Origin of the sequence: Castellaniella sp. (genome assembly GCF_034675845.1) — a bacterium.
Taxonomy (GTDB): domain Bacteria; phylum Pseudomonadota; class Gammaproteobacteria; order Burkholderiales; family Burkholderiaceae_B; genus Castellaniella.
This window is the reverse complement of sequence record NZ_JAUCCU010000001.1, coordinates 492,483-514,957: the sequence shown is the minus strand read 5'-3', so window position 1 is coordinate 514,957 and position 22,475 is coordinate 492,483. Positions and strand designations below refer to the sequence as shown.

The window sequence follows — 22,475 nt, the reverse complement described above, 5'->3', positions numbered from 1 at the left end:
TGGTCGGGCACAATTCCGCGAATTGCGCAGATTATAGTAATTGATGTGAAGGAGTGCATGCTGATGTTCTCTGAAAGAGATTCAATTGTCATTGAGAATCATTTACATCTCTGCTAATATTCCGCTTTTACTGCAGTGGTATTCAGGTTTATGGCTTTGGGCTCATCCTTGCGTTTCCCCTGGTTGAAGGTGGCGGCTGCTGGTCTGGCAGTGGGGTTGCATGCTGCTGCGCTGGCCATGATCCTGTCGGCGCCCGTGGCGCAGGTGGCGATGGGTGAGCCCGATGCCTTTGATGTGCAGTTTGTCGAATTGGGTCCAGTGGACGAACCTGTTGCAGCAACTCTGCCCGCAGAACCCTTGCCCGAGATTCCTGAGCCGGAAGTCATTGTTCCTCCCGACCCAGAACCTTTTTTTGAGCCTGAACCGATCGTCGAGGCGGAACCCGAACCCGAACCGGAGCCTGTGGTGGAAGTGCCCGAGCCCGAGGCCATCACCGAGGCGCCCGAGCCCCCGCCCAAGCCAAAACAGCAGCCTAAACCAAAGCCACAGCCAAAACAAAAACCTAAACCACAGGCTGCGCCACCGCCCAAACCCGTAGCTGTCGTGCCTGTGACGGCAGGCGGGGCAAAGCAGACCAGTCAGGCCAAGGGTGAATCCCAGCCGGTGGACCCCGACCGTCCGCGCACGATAGGTCGTGTCGATTATTTGGGCAAACGGCCCAGCCCGGACTATCCGCGCACGTCGCAACGTCGGCGTGAGCAGGGGCGGGTGGTGTTGCGCGTGCTGATTTCCCCCCTGGGTCAGGTAGCCAGTGTCAAGGTGCAGAAGTCTTCTGGCCATGAGCGTCTGGATCAGGCTGCCGTGGATGCCATGCAACGGGCGCGTTTTCGGCCCTATACAGAAAATGGCATTGCCTATAAGGCACTGGTGGATATTCCTTTTGATTTTGTTTTATAGGTCTGAGACCTGACAGGAGTTCAAGAACATGATGCTTGATCTGATCAGCAGTGCTGCGCTGACGCTGGCGCAGACGGCAGGGCCGGAGGTGGCTCAGGCCGCAGTGGCAGCGGGCCAGGTGGCTGCCGAAATGACGCAGAATACGGCAGCTGCTGCCGTACTGGGCGGGACGCAGGCGACGGCCGTGCTGGCAACCGCGCCGAATATGGCGCTGGCAGACCAAGGCGTGATGCACTTCATCGGCCAAAGCGATGCCGTAGGCAAGTCGCTGTTTGTCTTTTTGATGCTGATGTCCTTGGCCAGCTGGTATTTGATTCTGGCCAAGGGCTTTACGCACCTGCGCATCCGCCGACGCTCGAAGACATTCCTGTCGGAATTCTGGGCGGCCAGTTCGCTGGAGCAGGTTGAAAACGAGATCGCCACGCACGGGGCCGAGGAGCCTTTTGCCCATCTGGCCAGTCATGCGATCCACGCACAGGCGCATCATGCCAAATATGGGGCGCTCAAACTGGAAGAAAGCGGTTCGACAGCGGCATTTGTCACGCGCATCATCCGCAAGGTCATCGACGAGGAAACTGCCCGCTTGGAAAACGGCCTGACTGTGCTGGCTTCAGTTGGGTCCACGGCCCCCTTTGTAGGCCTGTTCGGGACAGTCTGGGGCGTGTATCACGCGCTGCTCAGCATCGGGATGGCCGATGGCGTCACCATCAACCGCATTGCCGGGCCGGTGGGCGAGGCCTTGATCATGACCGGCCTGGGGCTGGCGGTGGCGATTCCGGCAGTCTTGGCCTATAACGCCTTTGTACGCCTGAACCGGGTCTATCTGGCGCAACTGGATGCTTTTGCCCATGACCTGTTTACCTTTCTGATTACCGGCCAGCAGGTGGATGATGGGGCGCGTGATCGGCATGAACGCCATGGCCGTCACATCAGCCTGGCCAGCAGTCGGGAGGCCTGATCATGGCATTTGGCAGTTTTGACTCCAAGAGCTCGGGCAGCACCATGTCGGAAATCAATATGGTACCCCTGATCGATGTGATGCTGGTTTTGTTGGTGATTTTCATCATCACGGCGCCTTTGCTCAGCCATTCGATTCGCATCAATGTGCCGCAGGTGACCGCCCAGCCGGTGGAACAAAAGCCTGTTGTGATTGATCTGGCCATCGATCCGGCCGGACAGCTGTTCTGGAACGACCAGCCCGTGCTCATCGAGGCCCTGGAGGCGCGGTTTGCGGCAGAGTCGGGCGCCGACCCGCAGCCTGAGATTCGTATCCGGGCGGATGTGGACACCCGCTACAGCGCGCTGGCCGAGATCATGGGTGCGGCGCGCCGGGGCGGCATGAAACGCTTGGGGTTCGTCACGCAGCCCGGTGCAGCGGCCAAGCCTGCCCCGGCAGATTCATCGGCACTGGCGCCAACATCTGCTGCAGCGCAATAAAACCTTTGTTCATGCGCTTGTCAGCTATGTAACGAGCACGCCAGGGTGCGCCTGATCAGACGATCTTCGGGCTAAAATCGCGCCATGCGAGTACTAGTCATTGAAGACGACACCACCCTGGGCCATGCGCTGCAGGAGTTTTTAGGCAGCCAGGGCTATGCCGTCGACTGGCTGCAGTCCGGCGACTGTGCCCAAGGAGCCGTGACTGCCCAGACCTATGATCTCTTGTTGCTGGATTTGAATCTTCCCGGCCTCAGCGGCCTGGAAGTCTTGCGGCGGCTGCGTGCCGATGGAGTGCAGATCCCGGTGTTGATCCTGACGGCCCGAGACGGCCTGGATGACCGGGTGGCGGGCTTGGATGCCGGGGCGGATGATTACGTGACGAAGCCCTTTGAACTGCCCGAACTGGCCGCCCGGGTGCGTGCTTTGGCCCGCCGTCATGTCGGCCAGGCCCAGACTATCCTGGAGTGCGGCCCGCTGGCATTCGATACCGTGGGGCGCCAGATTCGGGCCAATGGCCAGCGCCTGGCCCTATCGGTACGCGAACTCTCCGTGCTGGAAATGTTGATGGCCCGGCAGGGCCGCGTCGTCACCAAGCAACAAATCGTCAATTCCCTATCGGCCTGGGATGCGGACTTCAGCGAGAATGCCGTTGAAGTCTATGTCTACCGCCTGCGCAAGCGTCTGGATGGCACTGGGGCCAATATCCAGACGGTACGCGGCTTTGGCTATTTGCTAGACGTCGATAGTGTCTGAGTTCTCTGATCGGCCTGTCGACAAGCAAGAGGCTGCGTCGGCACCGGGCTTGCCGCCCATGCCCGGTGGCTTTGCCATCGGCCTGCTAGAACGCCTGATTCCGCGGGACTCCCTGGCGCGTCGCCTGGTGCGCCGTCTGTTGCCTGCCTTTTTCATTCTGGTGGCGATTGATTTATTGGCGACCTGGGTCATGACCGATGTGATCCGGCCTCAGCCCTGGCTGTTGCGCGACTTGTTTTGGATGATGCTGCTGACGCAGGGGCTGTTGGTGGTGCTGTTTGCCTGGGTGCTGATTTCAGGGATTCGGATTGAGCTGGCCTCCATCAATCGTCTGGCCGATCAGATTCGTCAACGCTCCATCGAGGATCTGCAGCCACTGGATACGGCGGGCATCCCCGGCGAAATTGCGCCTTTGGTGCATCATTTCAATGATTTATTGGTTCGGCTGGATGACTCCGTGCAAGCCCAGCGCCGTTTTGTCGGTCATGCGGCGCATCAGCTGCGCACGCCGTTGGCCGGCCTGAAGCTCGAATCCGAGCTGATGCTGGGTCAGGATCTGGCCGACGATATCCGCATGCGGGCCGGGCGCATCAAGTCCGTCACGGATCATATGATCCGCATGGGCCAGCAGTTGCTGGTTCTGGCGCGGGCCGATCATGCTTTGCGCCCCCAGGACAGCTTTGTGCGGCTGGACTTATGCGAGTGGATGCGCCAGGCAGGTTCCGAATGGCTGGATCGCGCCCATGCGCAGGCCATCGACTTGCAACTGACGGCGCCTGGACAGCCTGTCTGGGTGGATGCCGATCCCGTGCTGCTGGGTGAGTTGCTGGGTAACTTGATTGATAATGCTTTGCGTTATGGCCGTGGAGCGCAAGAAATTCAGTTGCGGGTGATTTCCAACCCGCCTTCGTTTTCAGTCGAGGATGATGGCGCTGGGATTCGGGCTGATGAGATCGAGCGTGTTTTTGATGCCTTTTACCGGGCGGCGGATGCCGGGCCGGGTGGGGCTGGACTGGGGCTGGCGATCGTGCGGGAAATCGCGCGGGCGCATGGGGCCTGGTGGAAAGTCATCAGTCGCCCGACCTTTGACGGTACACGGATTACGCTGGTGTTCCCGGGCCCTCGGCGGGGTGCTTGTCTGACTCGGGTGGAATAAGGACATGAACATGCAAAAAGACGCGGGTGTCCAAACCCCTCAGGCAGCCTTGTTGCTGGGGGCTTTGGGTGTGGTGTATGGCGACATCGGCACCAGTCCGCTGTATACCGTCAAGGTCGCTTTGTCGGGGTCGGGCGATCCGACGCCAGAACATATTCTTGGGATGCTGTCCATCCTGTTCTGGATGCTGGTCATTGTGGTTTCCCTGAAATACGTTACCTGCATGTTGCGTGCGGATAACCGTGGCGAGGGTGGTACCTTGGCTTTGATGGAGCTGGCGAAACGCGGCCGTTCCGGGCGGGGGCGCTGGCATTTGACCTTCATGGGGCTGATTGGGGCCAGCCTGTTTTATGGCGATAGCATGATTACCCCCGCGATTTCAGTGCTTTCAGCCGTTGAAGGTATTGGGGTCATTTCGCATCAGCTTGACCCCTGGGTAGTGCCAATTGCGGTCGTGGTGCTGCTGGCGCTGTTCATGGTGCAGTCTCGTGGCACTGAGGCCATCGGCCGCCTGTTCGGCCCAGTGATGTTGCTGTGGTTTCTGGTGCTCGGGGTCATGGGGGCCTGGCGGGTGGCTGGGCAACTGCATGTGCTGCAGGCCGTCAATCCTCTGTGGGCGGCGCGTTTCATTGTGGATGCCCCCTGGGAGACCTTTCTGGCATTGGGCGCCTTGGTGCTGGCGCTGACGGGTGCCGAAGCCTTGTATGCGGATATGGGGCATTTTGGCCGGAATACGATTCGTCGGGCCTGGTTTGGCCTGGTTTTTCCGTCGCTGGTGCTGTGCTATTTCGGCCAGGGTGCCTTGTTGTTAAGCGATCCTTCGACGATTCGCAATCCGTTTTTTCTGATGGCGCCAGACTGGGGCTTGATTCCGCTGGTGGGGCTGGCAACATTGGCCACGGTGATTGCTTCGCAATCGGTGATTTCAGGGGCTTTTTCGGTGACGCGTCAAGCGGTGCAGCTGGGTTACTGGCCGCGCATGATTATTTTGCATACCTCTGCCCGCGAAGAAGGCCAAATCTACCTGCCGAAGGTCAATTGGCTGCTGTTGCTGGCTGTGTTGGCTCTGGTCCTGGCATTTCGCTCGTCCGAGAGCCTGGCCCATGCCTATGGCTTTGCGGTGACCGGCACCATGTTGATGACATCAGTGCTGGCTTTTTCAGTCTTGCCGCGGGCTGCTCGCGGTGTGCAGCGCGGCGCCTGGCTGGCCTTGATTGCGCTGTTCCTGCTGATCGATGTTTTACTATTCGCGTCCAATACCCTGAAGCTGCACGAAGGCGGTTGGCTGCCTTTAATGGTGGGGATTGTCATTCTGACGCTGATGATGACCTGGAAGCAGGGTCGCCAGCGCATCCACGATACCTTGGCAGGTGACCATCAGCCGCTGGTCAGCTTCATGGAATCACTGGAAGCTTATCCACCGACACGGGTGCCCGGTACGGCGGTATTCATGAGCATGATTGTGGGCACTGTGCCACCAGCCTTATTGCATAATCTGAAGCACAACAAGGTGTTGCACGAGCAGGCGCTGTTTTTGACCATCGAGGTGGACGATACGCCGTATGTGCCATTCAATGAGCGCCTTAAGGTCGAGCGGGTCAGTCGCAGCAGTTGGCAGGCAGTGGCTCGCTGGGGTTTCAAGCAAGAACCGAATGTGCCCCAGGTGTTGCAGCAGGTCGCTCACGAAATCAAGGATCTGAATCTGGAACCCATGCAGACTTCGTATTTTCTGTCGCGCCAGACGGTAATCGTGGTGCGCCGCTTGCCTTGGTACCAAAGCTGGCGGCGGCACTTGTTTGCCTTCATGGCGCGCAATGCCAGCCGGACCACCCGGTTTTATAAGATTCCGCCTAACCGGGTGGTGGAAATGGGCATGCAGATGGAGCTGTAATCCAGCCCTATTGCGTGACGGGAGCTGGGATGGGGATCGTCGTCTGGCGCAATACGCCGCCCGACAGCACGGAACCCTGGGTTTCGGTGCTGCTGCTGTCCATCAGGGTCAGACAATCCTGGCGCTGAGTGCCCGACAGGGCATCACAGCGCTGGGTGCGGTTCAGTGATTCAGCTTGGACGGATGGGCTGGTCAGATGGCCGTTTTTGGCGGCCTGGGCGGCAGCGCCGGCTTCTTTTAGGCAGGCTTTTTGATCCACGTCCGGGTTGGTGCCGCAACGTTGGATGTCCTGCTGGTATTGCTGATCTGGGCCAGCCGCCTGTGCGCCTGAGGCGAATAAAACAGCACAGCCCAGGCCGACTGCCAACAAGCCGGTCCGCAAGGAAATCAAATGTGATTGGCGCATGAAGAGCGCTCCTAGGTGATATCCGGGCACAATCCCCGCCCGGCATAGGGCATGAGATAAGTGTACGGACTTTCCCCAGGTATGATGTTACAAATTTGCTCAGGCGGACGCCCGGAAAGACTTAGGGGTGATGCGTGTTTTCTTCAGGTGGGGGGCGCCTGATGGCGCTTTGCATGAGCAAGATCGCCGTGACCGGGGCCGTGATGAATAGAAACAGGCAAATCAGCCACTCGTGGAAAATCGGCCGACCCTGAAGCAGGCTGGCCACCAGGGTAGCGGCCAGGGCCACACAGAAAGCACCCAGGGTCATGCCCAGCGTGGGCGCGTGCATGCGCTCGAAAAAACTGTGCAGACGCAATAGACCCAGCGATCCGATCAGGGTGACCAGGCCCGCCAGAACCAGCAGCAGGGCCACCACGATAGCCGCCCACAGAGGCAATATATTCATGGTTCGATCACCTCGCCGCGCAGCAGGAATTTGGCCAGAGATGCCGATCCGACGAAGCCGAACAGGGCAATCAGCAGGGCAACGTCGAAATACAGGCCGGCTTCGAAGCGCAGGCCCAGGACCAGCAAGATCAGCATACCGTTGATATAAATGGTGTCCAGGGCCAGGATGCGGTCTTCGGCCCGGGGGCCACGCATCAGACGGATGGCGGCGCAGGCCAGGCCCAGCACGAAACACAGCAGGGCAAACCCGATGGCCCAATTCAGGATCAGGGTGCTAGTCATTCGAAGATCTCCATCAGTGGGTGCTCGTAGCGTTCCTGGATGACCAGGGTCAGGGCGGCTGCGTCGCTGAGGTCCAACACATGCAGGGTCAGGATATTGCGCTGTGTGTCGTGCCCGGACCAGACCGTGCCTGGGGTAAAGGTGACGATGCAGGCCAGGGCCGCCAGTCCGTGGGGGTCTTGGATGCGCAGGGGGATGTCCAGGAAGCCGGGGCTTGCCTGGGTGCGGTCGCCCAGCAGGATGCGGCGGCTGACCAGATAGTTGGATTGGGCGATGTCGCAGGCGACATGCCACGTCAGCCGCAGGGCGGTGATGGGGTGGCGCAGGCGGGCCCGTACGGGCCGCAGAATAGGTGCCAGCAGGCTGAGGCAAACAGCAATCGACAGCCCCAGGGCAATTTGTCCGGTCGATAAGCTGTCATTCAGCAATAGCCACAGGCTGAGCAATAAAACCGGCAAGGGCAACCAGCGCAGAATGGATCTCATGGCTGCCCTCCGGGGGCTTGGCTGCCCAGCACGGACTGGACGTAGCGCTGGGGCTGGTCCAGATAATGGGCAGTGTCTTCCAGGTAGCTCATGACAGGACCCGCCTGGATGGTCAGGGCGGCGCAGGCCAGCAGCAGAAATAAAATCGGTGTGACTTCGCTGATGCGCAGTGTGGGCACCTGAAGGTCTTCCGGAATCCAGAACAGTCGGACCCCGCAACGGGTCATGGCCATCAGGCAGGCCAGCCCGGACCCCAGCATGGTGATGACCAGCAGCCAGACATTGAAGGTCGGTGCGCCGGTCTCGGCGGTTTGCAGTGCGGCGGACAGCAGCGAGAATTTCGCGACAAAACCCGACAGCGGCGGCAGGCCGATAATCAGCAGGGCGCAGGCAAAGAAGCTTAGCCCCAGGAATGCCATGGTGGCCGGCAGCGGGGTGCCCACCACTTGTTCGGACAGGCTGGTGGCATCAGGTTCGTCGGTCTCGTAGGCTTCCTGGGTGATGGCCAGCAGGTTCGAGCCAAATGATTGACTGCGCTCGGCAAGTTCCAGCAGCAGCAATAAGGCGGCCAGGGCCAGTACCGAACTGAGCAGGTAATACAGGGCCGGCCCCGTGAGGGTGACTCCCGGCATGCCCAAGGCGGCGAATAAAGTGCCTGAGGATGTGATGATGGCGTAGGCGGCAATACGCCGCGGCTGGGTGCTGGCCACCATGCCCAGGGTGCCGAAGGCTAGCGTGGCAATGCCTGCCGGGAACATCCAGGCCCCGCCAAAGGCCGCCGGAGCACCTGCAGGCAGCAACAGCGCACCGATGCGCAGCAGGGCATAGATGCCGACCTTGGTCATGATGGCAAACAGGGCCGCTACCGGCGCGCAGGCCTCGGAGTAGGCATTGGGCAGCCAGAAGTTCAGGGGCCAGGCGGCAGCCTTGATCAGAAAGGCCACCCCCAGGATGGCGGCCGCTGCATCGAACAATTGGCGGTCGGCGCCCTCCAGGGTCAGGGCACGCACCGCCAGGTCGGCCATGTTCAGTGTGCCGGTCAAGCCATAGATCAGGGCAATGGCAATCAGCAGCAGGAAGGAAGCGATGAGGTTCACGCCAATATAGTGCAGTCCGGCACTGACGCGGCGCTTGCCCGAGCCATGCAGCAGCAGGCCGTAGGACGCGGTCAGTAGAATTTCAAAGAAGACGAACAGATTGAACAGATCACCGGACAGAAAAGCGCCGTTCAGCCCCATCAGCTGCAGTTGGAACAGCGGATAAAAATGGCTGCCGGCACGATCCCAGCGGGCGGTGGCATATAGCCAGGTAGATAGACCCAGCACGGCGGTCAGGCCCAGCATCAGGGCCGAGAGCCGGTCGGCCACCAGAACGATGCCGAAAGGAGCGGCCCAATTACCCAGCCGGTAGACCCCGATATCATCGGGCCAGAGAGACCCGCCTATGCCTTGGGTGGCCCGAATCAGGGCCAGGGCCGTCAGGATCTGCAATAGCAGCGACAGCCCGCCCAGTCCGATGCGCAGCTTGCGCTGGTTGTCACGGGTCAACAGCATCAGGGCGCTGATCAGCATGGGGATCAGAACCGGCAATACCGTCAAGTGAGATAGCCAGGACATCATGGGCGGTGTTCCTCGCCGTCAACGTGATCGGTGTCGCTCATGCCGCGCGAAGCCAGCAGCACCACCAGAAACAGGGCGGTGGTGGCAAAGCCGATGACGATGGCCGTGAGCACCAGCGCCTGGGGCAGGGGGTCGGCATAGCGGGCGGGGTCGGCCCAGTTCGGGTCGATCACCGGAGGGGCATCCAGTCGCAGGCGGCCCATGGCAAAGATGAACAGATTGACGGCATAGGACAGCAGTGCCAGCCCCATGATGAACTGAAAAGTACGGGGGCGCAGCAGCAGCCAGATGCCGGAACCCGCCAGGACGCCGATAGCCAGGGATAGAATCCATTCCATGTGTTCAGGACTCCACAAGCGGCGCATCGGCCGGTTCGGTGATGTTGCGATGGAAACGCAGGGACTGGTGGGCCAGGGCGATCAGCATCAGGATGGTGGAACCCACCACCAGCATATAGACCCCCAGGTCGAAGAACAGGGCGCTGGACAGGTGCATGCTGCCGACTAGCGGCAGGACCAGATCCAGGCTGTAGGACGAGAGCAGCGGCTGTCCCATCCACCAGACCGACATGGCGGCCAGCCCCGCCAGTAGCAGGCCCAGGGCGATCCAGGTCTGGGGCCGGATCAGGGGCCGGGCTTCAACCCACAGAATGCCCCCGACCATGTACTGCAAGATGATGCCGGTGGCCATGACCAGGCCGCCGACAAAACCGCCGCCGGGCAGGTTGTGCCCGCGCAGCAGAAAATACAGAGAAATCAGGGTAGATACCGGCAGCAGCAGGCGCACCAGCACGGCTGGCACGCGCATCAGGCCCGTGGGCAGGGGGGCCTTCAGGTTAGCGGTTTCACTGTCGGCCGGATGGGGCAGAATGCCCATCAGGTAGGGCGGCATGATCAGGGCTTCGGCAGGCGGGCGGAAACGTCGCAGCAGGGCATAGACGCTAAGGGCCACGGTGGCCAGCACCGTGATTTCGCCAAACGTATCGAAGGCTCGGAAATCCACCAGAATGACATTGACCACGTTGGCGCCGCCGCCCAGTGGCCAAGCCTGCTCGACAAAAAAGCCGGAAATCGTTTCATGGGAAGCGGGGCGGGTCATCATGACATAGGCAAGAATCGCCAAGCCTGTGCCGCCGGCCACCGCCACGGCCAGGTCGCGGCGGTGGCGCCAGCGAGTACGCCAGGGGGTGAGCCCGGGGAATTCGTCCACCCGCAGCGGCAGCCAGCGCAGACCCAGCAAAATCAGCACGGTGGTGACTACTTCGACGGTCAACTGCGTCAGGGCCAGATCAGGGGCGGATAGCCAGGCGAAGGTGATGCAGGTGATCAGGCCCGTGGCGCCGGCCAGCATCAGGGATGCGGTGCGGTGGTATTTTGCCTGATAGGCGGCTGCCATGGCACAAGCCCCGCCCGTCAGCCACATCAGTCCGAAAGACCACTGCAAGGCGGTGGGCTGAACGGGCGTCCCCGGCCACCAGCCGCCCGCCCAAAGGGGCAGAATAGCGACGATCAGCGTGCTGAGAACCAGCAGCAATACCTGGAGCTGCAGGTGTTGTGTCTGTAAGCGGGCCAGCAGCCGGGCCGACCAGTCATCGATGGCTTCCAGGGCCAGCTCGAAGCTCTGGCGGCCATCAAATCGATAGATGATGGGCACCTGACCTGGCGTGCGCTGGTCGCGCTGACGCAGGCCCAGATACAAACCTATCCCGCCCAGCAAGGCGACGAAGCTCATGATCAGGGGGAGGTTGATGCCGTGCCAGACCTGCAGGTCGAATGCCGGAACCTGCTCGCCGAGCAGACCGTGCATGACCAGTTGCAGGGTCTTGCCCAGCGTGAATTCAGGGAAAATCCCGACGGCCAGGCAGATGATGACCAGCACCGTGCAGGGAATCAGCATCATGCGCGCCGGGTCGTGCGGGGTGCGCGGCAGGTCTGTGGCGGGCGGGCCAAAGAACACCTGCAACACCAGGCGCAGCGAATATGCCACGCTGAAGGCGCCCGCGATGACGGCCGCCAGGGGCAGGCCCCAGCGGGTAAACCAGTGTCCAGTGATAAACACGGTTTCGGCAAAGAACATTTCTTTGGAGATAAAGCCATTGAGCAAAGGCACGCCCGCCATCGCAGCCGCCGACACCATGGCCAGGGTGGCGGTCAGGGGCATCAGGGTGCGCAGGCCGGACAGGCGGGTCAAGTCGCGGGTGCCGCTTTCGTGGTCGACGATCCCGGTGGCCATGAACAAGGATGCTTTGAACGTGGCATGGTTGATCATGTGGAAGACGGCGGCCACCAGGGCCAGGGGGCTGTTCATGCCCAGCAGCAGGGTGATCAGGCCCAGGTGGCTGATGGTGGAATAGGCCAGCACGCTTTTCATGTCGCGCTGGAAGGTGGCCGCATAAGCCCCCAACAGCAGAGAACAGAGACCCGCCCCGCCAATGATCCAGGTCCACCAATCGGTGCCAGAGAAAATCGGCCAGAAACGCGCCAGCAGGAATACGCCCGCCTTGACCATGGTGGCCGAGTGCAGATAGGCCGATACTGGGGTGGGGGCGGCCATGGCGTTGGGCAGCCAGAAATGAAAGGGAAATTGTGCGCTTTTGGTCAGTGCGCCCAGCGCCAGCAGCACCAACAAAATGGGGTACCAGTGGTGGCCGCGGATGCGATCGGCGGCAGCCAGCACGGCATCGAGGTCGTAGCTGCCCACGATATGGCCGATGATGAGCATGCTGGCCAGCAGGCAAAAGCCCCCGCCGCCGGTAATCAACAGTGCCATGCGCGCGCCGCGCCGTGCCTCTGGTCGATGCTGCCAATAGCCGATCAGCATGAAGGACGACAGGCTGGTGAGTTCCCAAAAGACGATCAACTGGATAAGGTTTCCCGCCAGAACCACCCCCAGCATGGCCCCCATGAAACTGAGCAGAAAGGCAAAAAACCGGGGGGCCGGGTCCTGGGCCGAGAGGTAGTAATGGGCATATAGGGCAATCAGCGCCCCCATGGCCGATATGATGATGGCGAACAGCCAGGCGTAGCCGTCCAGGCGCAGGGTCAGGTCCACGCCTTGGGATGGAATCCAGGGAATGCTGAGTTTGATCAGTCCGCTGGCGGCGAGCTCGGGCGTCAGCAGCAGCGTCAGGATCAGGCAGGCCAGGGCGCTGATGCCGGCAATCCAGGCCCCGGAGCGGCGTGCATTGGCTGGCAGCAGTGCCACGCACAGACTACCGGCAAACGGGATCGCCAGGATCAGGGTCAGAAGCATGAAAACGCCGTGAATTTGAAGTAACAACCAGGCGTTTATGATACGCGAAGTCGGAACTTGACTTGAATCAAGCAGGTTTTGATCAATTCGATAGACAATATCGCTTGATACAGGACAATGGGGCCAGTTGCAATCCGCTTCAGAAGATGCGGATTGCTATTTTGCCTCAGGAGCTTATGGCATGACCACCCCCGCAGCACCCGATACCGCCTCCATGGCTGGCAAACCTGGCCTGATGGGCTTTCCCGATGATCCGCAGGCTGTCACCCTGCAGGCCCTTGAGATCTCCGAAGCACTGATTCGTCGTTTTGATCAGTCCGGCCCGCGCTACACCTCTTATCCGACGGCGGATCGCTTCGAACGCGATTATCCGGCGGATACCTATCTGCAGCATCTGGCGACGCGCGCCGCCCAGCCTCAGGCGGCCCCCTTGTCGGTGTATGTGCACCTGCCGTTTTGCGAGTCTCTGTGCTATTTTTGTGCCTGTAACAAAATCATCACGCAGGACCATAGCCGGTCTGCTGAATACCTGGATATTTTGTTTCACGAAATGGATCTGTTAAGCCCGCACCTGGGCACGCAGCGCCAGACGATTCAGCTGCACCTGGGCGGCGGCACCCCCACTTTCCTGAGCACTGCGGAACTCACTTCCCTGATGGATCATATCCGAGGGCATTTTGAGTTCACGCCGGATGCCGAGCTAGGGGTAGAGATCGACCCGCGCACAGTGACGCCGGATACCCTGGCGATGCTGGCCGGGCTGGGCTTTAACCGCACCAGCTTCGGGGTGCAGGATTTCGATCCCGATGTGCAGGCTGCCGTCAATCGCATCCAGCCGTACGACATGGTGCGTACGGCGCTGCAGGCCAGTCGGGATCATGGTTTTCAGTCCATCAATGCCGACCTGATCTATGGCCTGCCAAAACAGACTTTAAGCAGCTTCAGCCGTACGTTGGATCAGTTGATCGAACTCTCGCCTGATCGGATTGCACTTTATAACTACGCGCATCTGCCCGATCGATTCAAATCCCAGCGCCTGATCCAGGCCGAGGATCTGCCCTCGGCAGAGACCCGCCTGCAGATTTTCCTGATGTCGGTGCAGCGGCTGCTGACGGCGGGCTACGTCTATATCGGGCTGGATCATTTCGCCAAGCCCGACGATGAACTCAATCGCGCGCGGCTGGATCACAGCCTGCACCGGAATTTCCAGGGTTACACCACGCGGGCTGAATGCGATTTGATTGGTTTTGGCATTTCGGCCATTGGCAAGGTCGGCGATGCCTATGTGCAGAACCACCATTCCCTGAATGCCTATCGCGACATTCTGGCGCGTGACGAACTGCCCACGGCCAAAGGCTTCAGCCTCAGCCGTGATGACGCCCTACGCCGCGAGATCATCATGACGCTGATGTGCAGCATGCCCTTGGATTTTGCTGCCTTTCAGCAGCGCCATGGCTGCGATTTCCGGGCCTGTTTTGCCGACGAACTGACACGGCTGGACCCTTATATACAGGCTGGTTTGCTGGCGCTGGACGATCGGGGCTTGCAGGTGCTGCCGCGTGGCCGGGTGTTTGTGCGGGCCTTTGCCATGGTGTTTGACCAGTATGTGGGCCGTCCGCGAGTGGCCACTTACTCGAAACTAATCTGATTCAGGCGGGCGGGTCGGCAGGCGCCATAGGTAAATCGTGACGCCGATGCCCGGAATCAGCAGTAACCAGCGTGCCCAGGGGATCGGCATGATCCAGGCGGATAGGGCCAGCGATGGCCACATCAAGGCCAGGGCCACGCATTTACTGCGTAAGGGGATGCCGCGCCCCGATTGAAAGTCGCGGATGTACGGACCGAGAATGCGATGGGACAAGAGCCAGGTATGCAGCCGCACCGAGCCGCGCAGGTAGCAGAAAGCCGCCAACAGCAAAAAGGGCGTGGTCGGCAGCAGGGGGAGAAAAACCCCGATGATGCCCAGCACCAGGGCAAGCGTGCCCAAGACGGTATACATGACGCGGATCATGCAATGAATTCTAGCAATACATCCGGGCAACGCACGGACAGGCCGCAGTCAGAGGCGGATTTATCGCGTAAGCGGCGCACCCGGGACTTATTGGCCCAGGTCCCTTTGTTCAATGAGTTGCCTGAGCAAGAGCTTGAGCCTATTGTCCAGGGAACCAGCGAGCTATCGATTGCCAAAGGTGAAATCGTTTTTCGCCGAGGCGACCCCTGCGTCGGGTTCCATGTGGTGGTATATGGTCAGATCAAGCTCGTGTTTGTTTCCAATTCCGGTGTCGAGCGTGTCGTCCGGCTGATTGGTCCGGGTGATGGTTTTGGCGAAGCCCTGATGTTTATGGGCGAGCATTACATCGTCACCGCCGAGGCCTTGCACGATACCTTGTTGCTGCATGTGGATCGGGATGCACTGTTTGATCAGATCGATCGCAATCCCGGCGTGGCCCGCAAAATGCTGGCGGGTCTTAGCCGCCGCCTATACAGTTTGATGGGTGACGTCGAAGCCTATACCTTGCACACGGGGGCGCAGCGTTTGATCGCGTTTCTGCTGCGCGAATGGCCGGGTCAGGAAAATCAACCCTTTCGGATTGAGATCAGTAAATCGGTGATTGCTTCACGCCTGAACCTCACGCCAGAACATTTTTCAAGAACGCTGCGAGACCTGAGCGAACGCGGCATGATCCGCGTTCGTGGGCGGGAATTTACGATCCTCAGTGTCGAGGGCATGCGCAACTACCGTGGTTGAGTCGGGGCGGGGGGGACCGGCAGGGCGGCCATGGCGGCCAGCGCCTGGCGGAATCGCCATAATGCCCGGCCCAGGTTCCAGGCCAGCAGCAAAGAAGCCAAGATCAGCAAGGGTCCGGCCAGCAAGCCCGCCACAGGCCATCCGGCTGCCGCCAGTATCCATGACAGCAGCATCAAGAGATAAACCGCCCAATGCCACTGGGCTGGACGTTCGGGGATATAGGCTGCCATTTTAGGCAAAACTTTGAGATAAACCTTGGCGTGTGCCGGATTGTGTGCCGGGACCACGACGGCGTCCTGCGCGTGCTTCCAGAGCAAAAAAGGAAAAATCTTATACAGCATGCCATGCACGACGCTGCCCAGGCCACCCACGATCAGCAGCACACCCAGCACGGTTTCAGCCTGAGACGACTGGCCGTGGCGCATCCAGACCCAGGCGGGCGCACAGGCCAGCAGGCTGAGTAAGCCGGTAAACCAAAATAGCGAGGTGGGCTCGGCCGTGGGGCGTTTGCGTTGCCATAGCCGCTGCAAGGCCGTGCCGATCCAGATTGTGTAGGCGCCTACCAGCAGCAGTTCCACGGTTTCGCGCATCAGGCGCGGCAGGCCGCTGCTGGCGTCCAGCGCGCTCCAGGCTACCAACAGTCCCGGGATCAACAAGGGCAGCCAGCGCGTCAGGGATTTTGGGAAGATTTCAGTCAGCTGGAAAATGGGCAGCAGCTGGAACGACATCCCCATCAGCAGCAGGCCGCCCCAGCCCAGCAGACCCCATAGAATATGACTGTTCAGCCAGTGCGCCAGACTATTGCCCATGCCCAATGAAACCGCCATCGCCACGCCGATCAGGGCAGTGAGGCCCAGGGCGGTCAGTGCGCCGCGTACCGGGACGAGGATTTCCCGCGCGCCCTTATAGACCTGTTTGCGGTGCTGCCACAGGGCCAGGCTTAGTGCCCCCAGGTAGAGCATAAAGGCACAGGCCAGCAGCACGGCAGCGGCAAACCAGGCAGGCGGGCTCCACCATAAAAACCCGGTGACCAGCGCCAATGTGCCCAGGGTCAACAGGATGTGGACGCTGGCGGCAATCAGGCGGGCGGGCCGTAGCGGCACGTTGCAGGCGACGGCCAGGATCTGGACCAGGGCGCCCAGCATGGCACTGCCCAGAATGCCCAGTGTCCACAGGTGCGTAATGGCCAGCGCAGTGCCTCCCCAGCGCGAGGCCAGGGCCTGGGGGTCGGCCCAGGTGATCAGCAGCCCGGCCAACAGGCCGAAGACGGGCACATTGAGAAAGAATGGCAGGGGGACGCTGAGCGCCGGCGTCTTGTCGAAATCCAATGCACGTTGCATGATCAGTCAGTCCAGATGGTGACCTGGAAATGGCTTTCCTCGAAAGTGCACTGATGCTGAAAACCATCACGGTCCAGCATGGTGTACAGCGGATAGGGCTCGCGGTCGATCAACAGGTGCAGACGCTGGCCTGGGGCCAGGTCCGCCAGGGCTTCCAGGCAGTGTTCCAGGGGTTCGGGCGGGGGCAGGCTGCGCACGTCCAGCGTGATGTCGGGGTGGTTCATGAATACCTCGGGGTGAAGGCGTTACCTTACACGATTCACTGTGTCTGACTAGCCTAAGACCCCGCGAGAATTGCCGTTTCGTGCCGCTGTTGATTCTGAACGCCAGCAATCGCAGTGACCTTGATGCGGGTTAAGGCAAGTTCGGGGCAAGTGGCGCATAGTGGCCGGATTGCACATAAGCTGCCATGGCCGTGTGGCGACATGCCGTCTCCACGCGGCCCGTATCGCCAGGATGTCCCTCATGTCGTCATTGTCTTCTTCTCGCCCCAGCGTGGTGCCGCGCCACGATCTTTCTGACTTCGAACTTGTTTGCCCCGCTGGCAGCCTGCCTGCCCTGAAATCCGCCATCGACGAGGGCGCTGATTGTGTCTACCTGGGTTTTCGGGATGCCACCAATGCGCGTAATTTCGCGGGCTTGAATTTTGATGCCGCCGCCATTGCCCAGGGCATTCAGTATGCCCACGACCGGGGTCGCAAGGTTTTTCTGGCCTTGAACACCTATCCCCAGCCAGATGCCTGGAAACTATGGCGTCAGGCGGTGGATCAGGCGGCCGGGGCCGGGGTGGATGCCGTCATCATGGCCGATCCCGGCCTGATGGAATATGCCAGTGCCCATTATCCCGATTTACGCCTGCACCTGTCCGTGCAGGGGTCGGCCACCAACCACGAGGCCATCCAGTTCTATCACGAGCGTTTTGGTGTGGTCCGGGCAGTTTTGCCCCGGGTGCTGTCCGTCGCTCAGGTGCAGCAGGTCTGCGAGAACACACCGGTCGAAATCGAGGTCTTCGGCTTTGGCAGCCTATGCGTCATGGCCGAGGGCCGCTGCGCCTTGTCGTCCTATGCGACCGGCGAATCCCCCAATACCCACGGGGTATGTTCGCCTGCCAAACACGTACGTTGGCAGCAAACCGACCAGGGCCTGGAATCCCGCCTGAACGGGGTGTTGATCGACCGCTATGACGAAGGTGAAAACGCCGGTTACCCCACGCTGTGCAAGGGCCGCTTCGATGTGGCGGGCGAAAACTATTACGCCCTGGAGGAACCCACCAGCCTGAACACGCTGGAACTCTTGCCCAAGCTCATGGCCATGGGGGTGCGGGCGATCAAGATCGAAGGCCGTCAGCGCAGCCCCGCCTATGTGGCCCAGGTGACCCGGGTCTGGCGACAGGCCATCGACCAGGCGCGGTCGGTGCCGGCGCGCTATTCCGTGCATCCGGCCTGGATGGCCGAACTCAATAAGGTCGCCGAAGGCCAGCAGCATACCTTGGGCGCCTATCACCGCCCCTGGAAATAACGCCTCCCGGCCACCAAGGCGAAATTGCGTCGCTGGGCGACGCGTGCGTGGCGTTTGCCACTTCAAGGAATATCACGATGAAACTTGCTTTGGGTCCATTGCAATACTACTGGCCACGGGTCACCACCCTGGAATTCTACGCGGCGGTGGCTGACTGGCCCGTTGATATCGTCTACCTGGGAGAAACCGTTTGCTCCCGTCGCCACGAATTGCGCTTGCCCGACTGGATCGAGATCGCCAATATGCTGGCCCAGGCCGGCAAGACCCCCGTCCTGTCCACCCAGGTGCTGCTGGAATCCGGCAACGACCTGAATACCTTGCGCAAGATCGCCGACAATCAGCGCTACGAGATCGAGGCCAATGATATGGGGGCCGTGCATTGCATGCAGGGTCGCGCCTTTGTTGCGGGGCCATTTCTGAATATTTACAGCAAGCCCACGCTGGATGTGATGGTGGCGCAAGGGGCCAGCCGCTGGGTGCTGCCCCTGGAAATGGGCCGTATTGGCCTGGCCCAGCTGCAGCAGGACCGCCCTGCTGGCCTGCAGACCGAGGTCTTTGCCTATGGCCGCATGCCGCTGGCGTTTTCAGCCCGCTGTTTTACGGCCCGCAACCGCAATTTCCCGAAGGACAATTGCCAGTATGTCTGTATGGATCATCCTGATGGCTTGTTGCTGGAAACCAAAGAATCAGAAGCCTTTCTGACGATTAATGGCATTCAGACGCAATCGGCGCTGGTGCATACCTTGATCCATGAACTGGCCGAGGCGCAGCGCCTGGGCGTGGATGTGCTGCGCTTAAGTCCGCAATCCCAGCATATGGATCAGGTGGTCGCGGCGTTTAGGGCGGTGCTGGATGGCCAGGAGGCCGCTGCGGATGCCCACCAGCGCCTGCTGCCCCTGATGCCGGCAGGCCCCTGCAATGGCTACTGGCATGGGCGTCCGGGCCTGGACATGGTTTTACCTGGCGACCTGCAGCTTGCTCCATCGCCGCAAGCCGACCGTCCAGGCGTCAAGACGCATGTCGCAGCCTGACCCCTTCTTCATCCATTCCTATTTGACGAGTCCGCCCATGCAAAGTCCTGTTTCCTCCGTCTATCGCCTGCCTGCGCCATTGGCCCAGGTCCTGGGGCACTTGCCTCGCTATCCGGGCTCGGTGCTGTTTGTCACAGGGCTTAATTTGATGCTGGCGCGTCATTTGCATCCCGATACCTTGCACATGCTGGAAGGCCGATCCTTGCGCATCCATGTGGCGGATGCACAGATCCGTTTTGATTACACCTGGCGCAAGCACGCGTTTCAGGCGGCGCGTCACGCAGAGACCGAACCCGATCTCACGATTCGCGCCGATGCCGTGGATTTTTATCGTCTGCTGCAGCGCGCGGAGGACCCGGATACCTTGTTTTTCAGTCGTCGCCTGGTCATCGAGGGCGATACCGAACTGGGCTTGATGGTCAAGAACACACTGGATTCCATCGATATGGCGGTATTTCATCCACGCGCCGTGGTGCGCGATGTCCTGGGCGGGCTGCGCCAGCGTCTGGGGCGGGTGATGCCGGTGGCACGGGTGTAATTGGCCCAAGACCTGTCCGGCTGTGGGGCTGTGTATTTGCAAAGCTGGATCAACGTGGCATGCTAGCGCCTGAGAGCGCCACCAGGTTCGATGGGTTTGGATCTGGTTTTTGGCGCACCAACATTAGGAGCTCACGATGAATGACCAGGCAGCCTCGTTTTCGGATTTACCGGCTGGTGTGGCCGACAAGCACCCGCTGTTGTGGCTGAACCCGCATTACGACGCCCGCGAAGACGCCCGTCATATGGCCTACGACCAGCGTCAGGCCGAGGCACGGTTTGCGCGTTGCGCGGGCTTGCTCCAAGCTGTATTTCCCGAGTTGCAGGCGACTGCCGGGCAGTTGATTTCGCCCTTGGTGCCTATCCCTAAACTGCGCGATGCCTTGCAGGTGACGCGGGCGGCCGGACACTGGATGCTCAAGCGCGATGATGCCTTGCCGGTGGCGGGCTCCATCAAGGCCCGCGGCGGCTTTCATGAAGTCCTGTCGCTGGTCGAACGCATTGGTCTGGAAGCAGGTCTGTTGACTGAATCCACCGATCGCCGGGTGCTGGCCGAACCCGCTGCACGCGCAGTGCTGGGCCGCCATACGCTGGCCGTGGGCAGCACGGGCAACCTCGGCTTGGGGATCGGCATGATCGGCGCCGGCCTGGGCCTGCAGGCGGTGGTTCACATGTCGGCAGACGCCAAAGAATGGAAGAAGCAGCGGCTGCGGGATCGTGGCATTCAGGTGGTCGAGCATCAGGGCGATTATGCTGCCGCAGTAGCGGCGGGGCGCGCCATTGCCGATGCCGATCCGATGGTGCATTTCGTGGATGACGAACACTCCGAAGCCCTGTTTCTGGGGTATGCGGCGGCGGCTCGCGAACTCGTCGACCAACTGCAGGCGGCTGGGCGGGTGGTGGATGCAAAACACCCCTTGTTCGTGTACTTGCCATGTGGGGTAGGCGGGGCGCCGGGCGGGGTGCTGTATGGGCTGAAACGCTTGTTGGGCGCGCATGTGCATGGGTTCTTTGTCGAACCCACCGCCTCGCCCTGCATGTTGGTACAGCTGGCCTGCGGCCTGCAGCGGCCAGTCTCGGTGTATGACATAGGCCTGGATAATCGCACCGAAGCCGATGGCCTGGCGGTGGGCCTGGCTTCGCCTCTGGTGGCGCCGTTGATGCAGTCCTTGCTGTCCGGAATATTCACCGTGGATGAGACCCAGTTCTATGCCGATGCCTGGCGCCTGGAAGACACCGAAGGCATTTATGTGGAACCTTCTGCCGCCACCGGCCTGCATGGACCGGGCCAGGTGCTGGATACCCCGCAGGGTCAGGTCTATCTGCAGCGCCACGGGCTGGAACTCCTCCTGCATGACGCGACCCACGTTATCTGGAGCACGGGCGGTTCGCTGGTGCCAGAATCCATACGCGAGGGTTTTCGCCAACGAGGGCGCCAGGCGGCCGGTATGGCTTGATGGAGGAGTCCCATGGCACGTCCAATATTGGCCTCCATCCATGTGGGGGCGCTGGCGCATAATCTGCAGGTGGTTGCGCGCCGCCTGGCGCATGACGTGGCAGGGTCACCGCCGCGAATCTGGGCGGTGGTCAAGGCCTACGCCTACGGCCACGGGCTGGAGGCCGCCTTGGCGGGGTTTGCGGTGGCGGATGGCTTGGCCTTGTTGGATATCCACGAGGCCGTGCGCTGCCGCGAACTCGGCTGGCAGCGGCCCATTTTGTTGCTCGAAGGGTTTTTCAAAGCCGCTGATTTGGCCGTGATGGATCAGCATCGAATCAGCACCGTCATCCACAGCCAGGCCCAGCTGGACATGCTGGCGGCGCATCCGGGGCGTAGCGCCATCGATGGCCACGTGATGCTGAATTCCGGTATGCACAGGCTGGGCTTTCAGCCCTTCGAATACCAGGCAGCTTTTGCCCAGGCTCAGGCCTTGCAACAGCAGGGCATCCTGGGGAGGGTGGGCAAAATGACGCATTTTGCCCGGGCTGATGATGACCTGGCCGTTACGCGCCATCAACTGGATTGCTTTCATGCCATCACTCAGGGGCTGCCTGGGCCAGTCAGCGTGTGCAATTCAGCGGCGGTGTTGGACCCCGGCCTCACGGCGGCGGTGCAGGGCGATGAACAATGGGTGCGGCCCGGCATCTGTTTATATGGGGCGTCTCCCTACGTCGGACAGGATGCCGAGGCGCTGGATTTGCGCCCGACCATGACCCTGAGCGCCGAACTCATCAGCACCCATGTCTTGCCTGGCCGGAGAGGCGATTGGTTATGGCCATGCCTACCGGACAGACCGTGATATGCGGGTTGGGATTGTGTCTTGTGGTTATGCGGATGGCTATCCGCGGCATGCCATTACCGGCACTCCGGTCACGGTGGCCGGGGTGCGGACGCGGATCGTGGGCCGGGTCTCCATGGATATGCTGTCGGTGGATCTCGATCCGGTGCCCCAGGCTCAGATCGGGGCCCCTGTGATTCTGTGGGGGCAGGGTGGGCCGTTGGTGGACGAGGTCGCCTGGTCTTGCAGCACGATTGCCAATGAACTGCTGGCAGGGCTGACCCATCGTGTGCCGCGCAAGATTCAGGCTGAATAGGCTTCTGCCGCCAGGGG

Annotated in this window: 22 protein-coding genes and 1 pseudogene; 13 read left to right on the top strand and 10 right to left on the bottom strand. The window is 61.0% G+C overall.

Annotation, left to right across the window (positions count from 1 at the left end; translation table 11 throughout):
- Positions 1-150: 150 nt before the first annotated feature.
- From VDP81_RS02515 to VDP81_RS02490, 6 genes are all read left to right on the top strand, one after another.
- The gene (locus VDP81_RS02515) at positions 151-957 is read left to right on the top strand and encodes an energy transducer TonB (RefSeq protein ID WP_322994569.1); all 807 of its coding nucleotides are present in this window, start codon (positions 151-153) and stop codon (positions 955-957) included.
- Between the two features lie 28 nt (positions 958-985).
- Positions 986-1,915 (top strand): MotA/TolQ/ExbB proton channel family protein, encoded by a 930-nt coding sequence (locus tag VDP81_RS02510; protein ID WP_416233202.1) that lies wholly within the window; start codon positions 986-988, stop codon positions 1,913-1,915.
- Positions 1,916-1,917: 2 nt separating this feature from the next.
- Positions 1,918-2,394: a biopolymer transporter ExbD gene (locus VDP81_RS02505; RefSeq protein ID WP_322994570.1), complete on the top strand. Its 477-nt coding sequence runs from the start codon at positions 1,918-1,920 to the stop codon at positions 2,392-2,394.
- Positions 2,395-2,478: 84 nt separating this feature from the next.
- Positions 2,479-3,150 (top strand): response regulator transcription factor, encoded by a 672-nt coding sequence (locus VDP81_RS02500; RefSeq protein WP_322994571.1) that lies wholly within the window; start codon positions 2,479-2,481, stop codon positions 3,148-3,150.
- A 58-nt stretch (positions 3,151-3,208) separates the two neighbouring features.
- Entirely contained in the window at positions 3,209-4,306 is a 1,098-nt protein-coding gene (locus tag VDP81_RS02495; protein ID WP_322995354.1) for a sensor histidine kinase, read from the top strand.
- A gap of 4 nt (positions 4,307-4,310) precedes the next feature.
- Positions 4,311-6,197 carry a potassium transporter Kup gene (locus tag VDP81_RS02490; RefSeq protein ID WP_416233201.1) on the top strand — a complete coding sequence of 629 codons (1,887 nt, stop codon included), beginning with the start codon at positions 4,311-4,313 and terminating at the stop codon, positions 6,195-6,197.
- Between the two features lie 7 nt (positions 6,198-6,204).
- Here the strand turns inward: VDP81_RS02490 and VDP81_RS02485 are convergent, their stop codons facing one another.
- From VDP81_RS02485 to VDP81_RS02455, 7 genes are all read right to left on the bottom strand, one after another.
- Positions 6,205-6,603, bottom strand: coding sequence for a hypothetical protein (locus VDP81_RS02485; RefSeq protein WP_322994572.1), 399 nt, complete (start codon positions 6,601-6,603; stop codon positions 6,205-6,207).
- Positions 6,604-6,724: 121 nt separating this feature from the next.
- Complete coding sequence (gene mnhG, locus VDP81_RS02480) at positions 6,725-7,051, bottom strand: monovalent cation/H(+) antiporter subunit G (RefSeq protein ID WP_322994573.1); 327 nt, start codon at positions 7,049-7,051, stop codon at positions 6,725-6,727.
- Positions 7,048-7,335: a K+/H+ antiporter subunit F gene (locus VDP81_RS02475; RefSeq protein WP_322994574.1), complete on the bottom strand. Its 288-nt coding sequence runs from the start codon at positions 7,333-7,335 to the stop codon at positions 7,048-7,050. The genes mnhG and VDP81_RS02475 overlap by 4 nt, the downstream gene beginning before the upstream one ends.
- Positions 7,332-7,820, bottom strand: a complete 489-nt coding sequence (locus tag VDP81_RS02470) for a Na+/H+ antiporter subunit E (protein ID WP_323011426.1) — start codon at positions 7,818-7,820, stop codon at positions 7,332-7,334. Before VDP81_RS02470 ends, VDP81_RS02475 begins: the two co-directional genes overlap by 4 nt.
- The gene (locus tag VDP81_RS02465) at positions 7,817-9,439 is read right to left on the bottom strand and encodes a monovalent cation/H+ antiporter subunit D (protein ID WP_322994576.1); all 1,623 of its coding nucleotides are present in this window, start codon (positions 9,437-9,439) and stop codon (positions 7,817-7,819) included. The genes VDP81_RS02470 and VDP81_RS02465 overlap by 4 nt, the downstream gene beginning before the upstream one ends.
- Positions 9,436-9,777: a Na+/H+ antiporter subunit C gene (locus tag VDP81_RS02460; RefSeq protein ID WP_322994577.1), complete on the bottom strand. Its 342-nt coding sequence runs from the start codon at positions 9,775-9,777 to the stop codon at positions 9,436-9,438. Before VDP81_RS02460 ends, VDP81_RS02465 begins: the two co-directional genes overlap by 4 nt.
- A gap of 4 nt (positions 9,778-9,781) precedes the next feature.
- Positions 9,782-12,691 carry a monovalent cation/H+ antiporter subunit A gene (locus VDP81_RS02455; RefSeq protein WP_323011425.1) on the bottom strand — a complete coding sequence of 970 codons (2,910 nt, stop codon included), beginning with the start codon at positions 12,689-12,691 and terminating at the stop codon, positions 9,782-9,784.
- Positions 12,692-12,926: 235 nt separating this feature from the next.
- Here VDP81_RS02455 and hemN point away from each other — a divergent pair, with 235 nt between their 5' ends.
- The gene (hemN, locus tag VDP81_RS02450) at positions 12,927-14,339 is read left to right on the top strand and encodes an oxygen-independent coproporphyrinogen III oxidase (protein ID WP_322995356.1); all 1,413 of its coding nucleotides are present in this window, start codon (positions 12,927-12,929) and stop codon (positions 14,337-14,339) included.
- Here hemN and VDP81_RS02445 read toward each other — a convergent pair.
- On the bottom strand, positions 14,331-14,702 hold the full coding sequence (locus VDP81_RS02445) for a YbaN family protein (RefSeq protein ID WP_322994579.1): 372 nt from the start codon (positions 14,700-14,702) through the stop codon (positions 14,331-14,333). The genes hemN and VDP81_RS02445 overlap by 9 nt on opposite strands.
- Positions 14,703-14,705: 3 nt before the next feature.
- Here VDP81_RS02445 and VDP81_RS02440 point away from each other — a divergent pair, with 3 nt between their 5' ends.
- Positions 14,706-15,440 carry a Crp/Fnr family transcriptional regulator gene (locus tag VDP81_RS02440; RefSeq protein ID WP_322994580.1) on the top strand — a complete coding sequence of 245 codons (735 nt, stop codon included), beginning with the start codon at positions 14,706-14,708 and terminating at the stop codon, positions 15,438-15,440.
- Here VDP81_RS02440 and VDP81_RS02435 read toward each other — a convergent pair.
- A complete protein-coding gene (locus VDP81_RS02435) occupies positions 15,428-16,780 on the bottom strand; it encodes a hypothetical protein (RefSeq protein ID WP_323011424.1) in 1,353 nt (450 codons plus the stop codon). The genes VDP81_RS02440 and VDP81_RS02435 overlap by 13 nt on opposite strands.
- Positions 16,781-16,782: 2 nt before the next feature.
- The gene (locus VDP81_RS02430) at positions 16,783-17,004 is read right to left on the bottom strand and encodes a DUF2249 domain-containing protein (protein WP_322994582.1); all 222 of its coding nucleotides are present in this window, start codon (positions 17,002-17,004) and stop codon (positions 16,783-16,785) included.
- Between the two features lie 241 nt (positions 17,005-17,245).
- Between VDP81_RS02430 and ubiU the strand changes: the two genes are divergently transcribed.
- From ubiU to alr, 5 genes and pseudogenes are all read left to right on the top strand, one after another.
- Positions 17,246-18,298: a ubiquinone anaerobic biosynthesis protein UbiU gene (gene ubiU, locus VDP81_RS02425; RefSeq protein WP_322994583.1), complete on the top strand. Its 1,053-nt coding sequence runs from the start codon at positions 17,246-17,248 to the stop codon at positions 18,296-18,298.
- A 77-nt stretch (positions 18,299-18,375) separates the two neighbouring features.
- On the top strand, positions 18,376-19,329 hold the full coding sequence (ubiV, locus tag VDP81_RS02420) for a ubiquinone anaerobic biosynthesis protein UbiV (RefSeq protein ID WP_323011423.1): 954 nt from the start codon (positions 18,376-18,378) through the stop codon (positions 19,327-19,329).
- Positions 19,330-19,366: 37 nt separating this feature from the next.
- A complete protein-coding gene (ubiT, locus tag VDP81_RS02415) occupies positions 19,367-19,867 on the top strand; it encodes a ubiquinone anaerobic biosynthesis accessory factor UbiT (protein ID WP_323011422.1) in 501 nt (166 codons plus the stop codon).
- A gap of 136 nt (positions 19,868-20,003) precedes the next feature.
- A complete protein-coding gene (locus VDP81_RS02410) occupies positions 20,004-21,323 on the top strand; it encodes a D-serine ammonia-lyase (protein WP_323011421.1) in 1,320 nt (439 codons plus the stop codon).
- Between the two features lie 12 nt (positions 21,324-21,335).
- Positions 21,336-22,458: pseudogene (gene alr / locus VDP81_RS02405) on the top strand (alanine racemase).
- Positions 22,459-22,475 lie beyond the last annotated feature (17 nt).

Bases quoted from the DNA above. Each gene is read 5' to 3' on its own strand.
- hemN (WP_322995356.1), top strand. From the start codon at position 12,927: ATGGGCTTTCCCGATGATCCGCAGGCTGTCACCCTGCAGGCCCTTGAG.
- VDP81_RS02475 (WP_322994574.1), bottom strand. From the start codon at position 7,335: ATGACTAGCACCCTGATCCTGAATTGGGCCATCGGGTTTGCCCTGCTG.
- ubiT (WP_323011422.1), top strand. From the start codon at position 19,367: ATGCAAAGTCCTGTTTCCTCCGTCTATCGCCTGCCTGCGCCATTGGCC.
- ubiU (WP_322994583.1), top strand. From the start codon at position 17,246: ATGTCGTCATTGTCTTCTTCTCGCCCCAGCGTGGTGCCGCGCCACGAT.
- VDP81_RS02445 (WP_322994579.1), bottom strand. From the start codon at position 14,702: ATGATCCGCGTCATGTATACCGTCTTGGGCACGCTTGCCCTGGTGCTG.
- VDP81_RS02430 (WP_322994582.1), bottom strand. From the start codon at position 17,004: ATGAACCACCCCGACATCACGCTGGACGTGCGCAGCCTGCCCCCGCCC.
- VDP81_RS02515 (WP_322994569.1), top strand. From the start codon at position 151: ATGGCTTTGGGCTCATCCTTGCGTTTCCCCTGGTTGAAGGTGGCGGCT.
- VDP81_RS02495 (WP_322995354.1), top strand. From the start codon at position 3,209: ATGCCCGGTGGCTTTGCCATCGGCCTGCTAGAACGCCTGATTCCGCGG.
- VDP81_RS02410 (WP_323011421.1), top strand. From the start codon at position 20,004: ATGAATGACCAGGCAGCCTCGTTTTCGGATTTACCGGCTGGTGTGGCC.
- VDP81_RS02510 (WP_416233202.1), top strand. From the start codon at position 986: ATGATGCTTGATCTGATCAGCAGTGCTGCGCTGACGCTGGCGCAGACG.
- VDP81_RS02490 (WP_416233201.1), top strand. From the start codon at position 4,311: ATGAACATGCAAAAAGACGCGGGTGTCCAAACCCCTCAGGCAGCCTTG.
- mnhG (WP_322994573.1), bottom strand. From the start codon at position 7,051: ATGAATATATTGCCTCTGTGGGCGGCTATCGTGGTGGCCCTGCTGCTG.
- VDP81_RS02440 (WP_322994580.1), top strand. From the start codon at position 14,706: ATGAATTCTAGCAATACATCCGGGCAACGCACGGACAGGCCGCAGTCA.
- VDP81_RS02460 (WP_322994577.1), bottom strand. From the start codon at position 9,777: ATGGAATGGATTCTATCCCTGGCTATCGGCGTCCTGGCGGGTTCCGGC.
- VDP81_RS02505 (WP_322994570.1), top strand. From the start codon at position 1,918: ATGGCATTTGGCAGTTTTGACTCCAAGAGCTCGGGCAGCACCATGTCG.
- VDP81_RS02455 (WP_323011425.1), bottom strand. From the start codon at position 12,691: ATGCTTCTGACCCTGATCCTGGCGATCCCGTTTGCCGGTAGTCTGTGC.
- VDP81_RS02435 (WP_323011424.1), bottom strand. From the start codon at position 16,780: ATGCAACGTGCATTGGATTTCGACAAGACGCCGGCGCTCAGCGTCCCC.
- VDP81_RS02470 (WP_323011426.1), bottom strand. From the start codon at position 7,820: ATGAGATCCATTCTGCGCTGGTTGCCCTTGCCGGTTTTATTGCTCAGC.
- ubiV (WP_323011423.1), top strand. From the start codon at position 18,376: ATGAAACTTGCTTTGGGTCCATTGCAATACTACTGGCCACGGGTCACC.
- VDP81_RS02500 (WP_322994571.1), top strand. From the start codon at position 2,479: ATGCGAGTACTAGTCATTGAAGACGACACCACCCTGGGCCATGCGCTG.
- VDP81_RS02485 (WP_322994572.1), bottom strand. From the start codon at position 6,603: ATGCGCCAATCACATTTGATTTCCTTGCGGACCGGCTTGTTGGCAGTC.
- VDP81_RS02465 (WP_322994576.1), bottom strand. From the start codon at position 9,439: ATGATGTCCTGGCTATCTCACTTGACGGTATTGCCGGTTCTGATCCCC.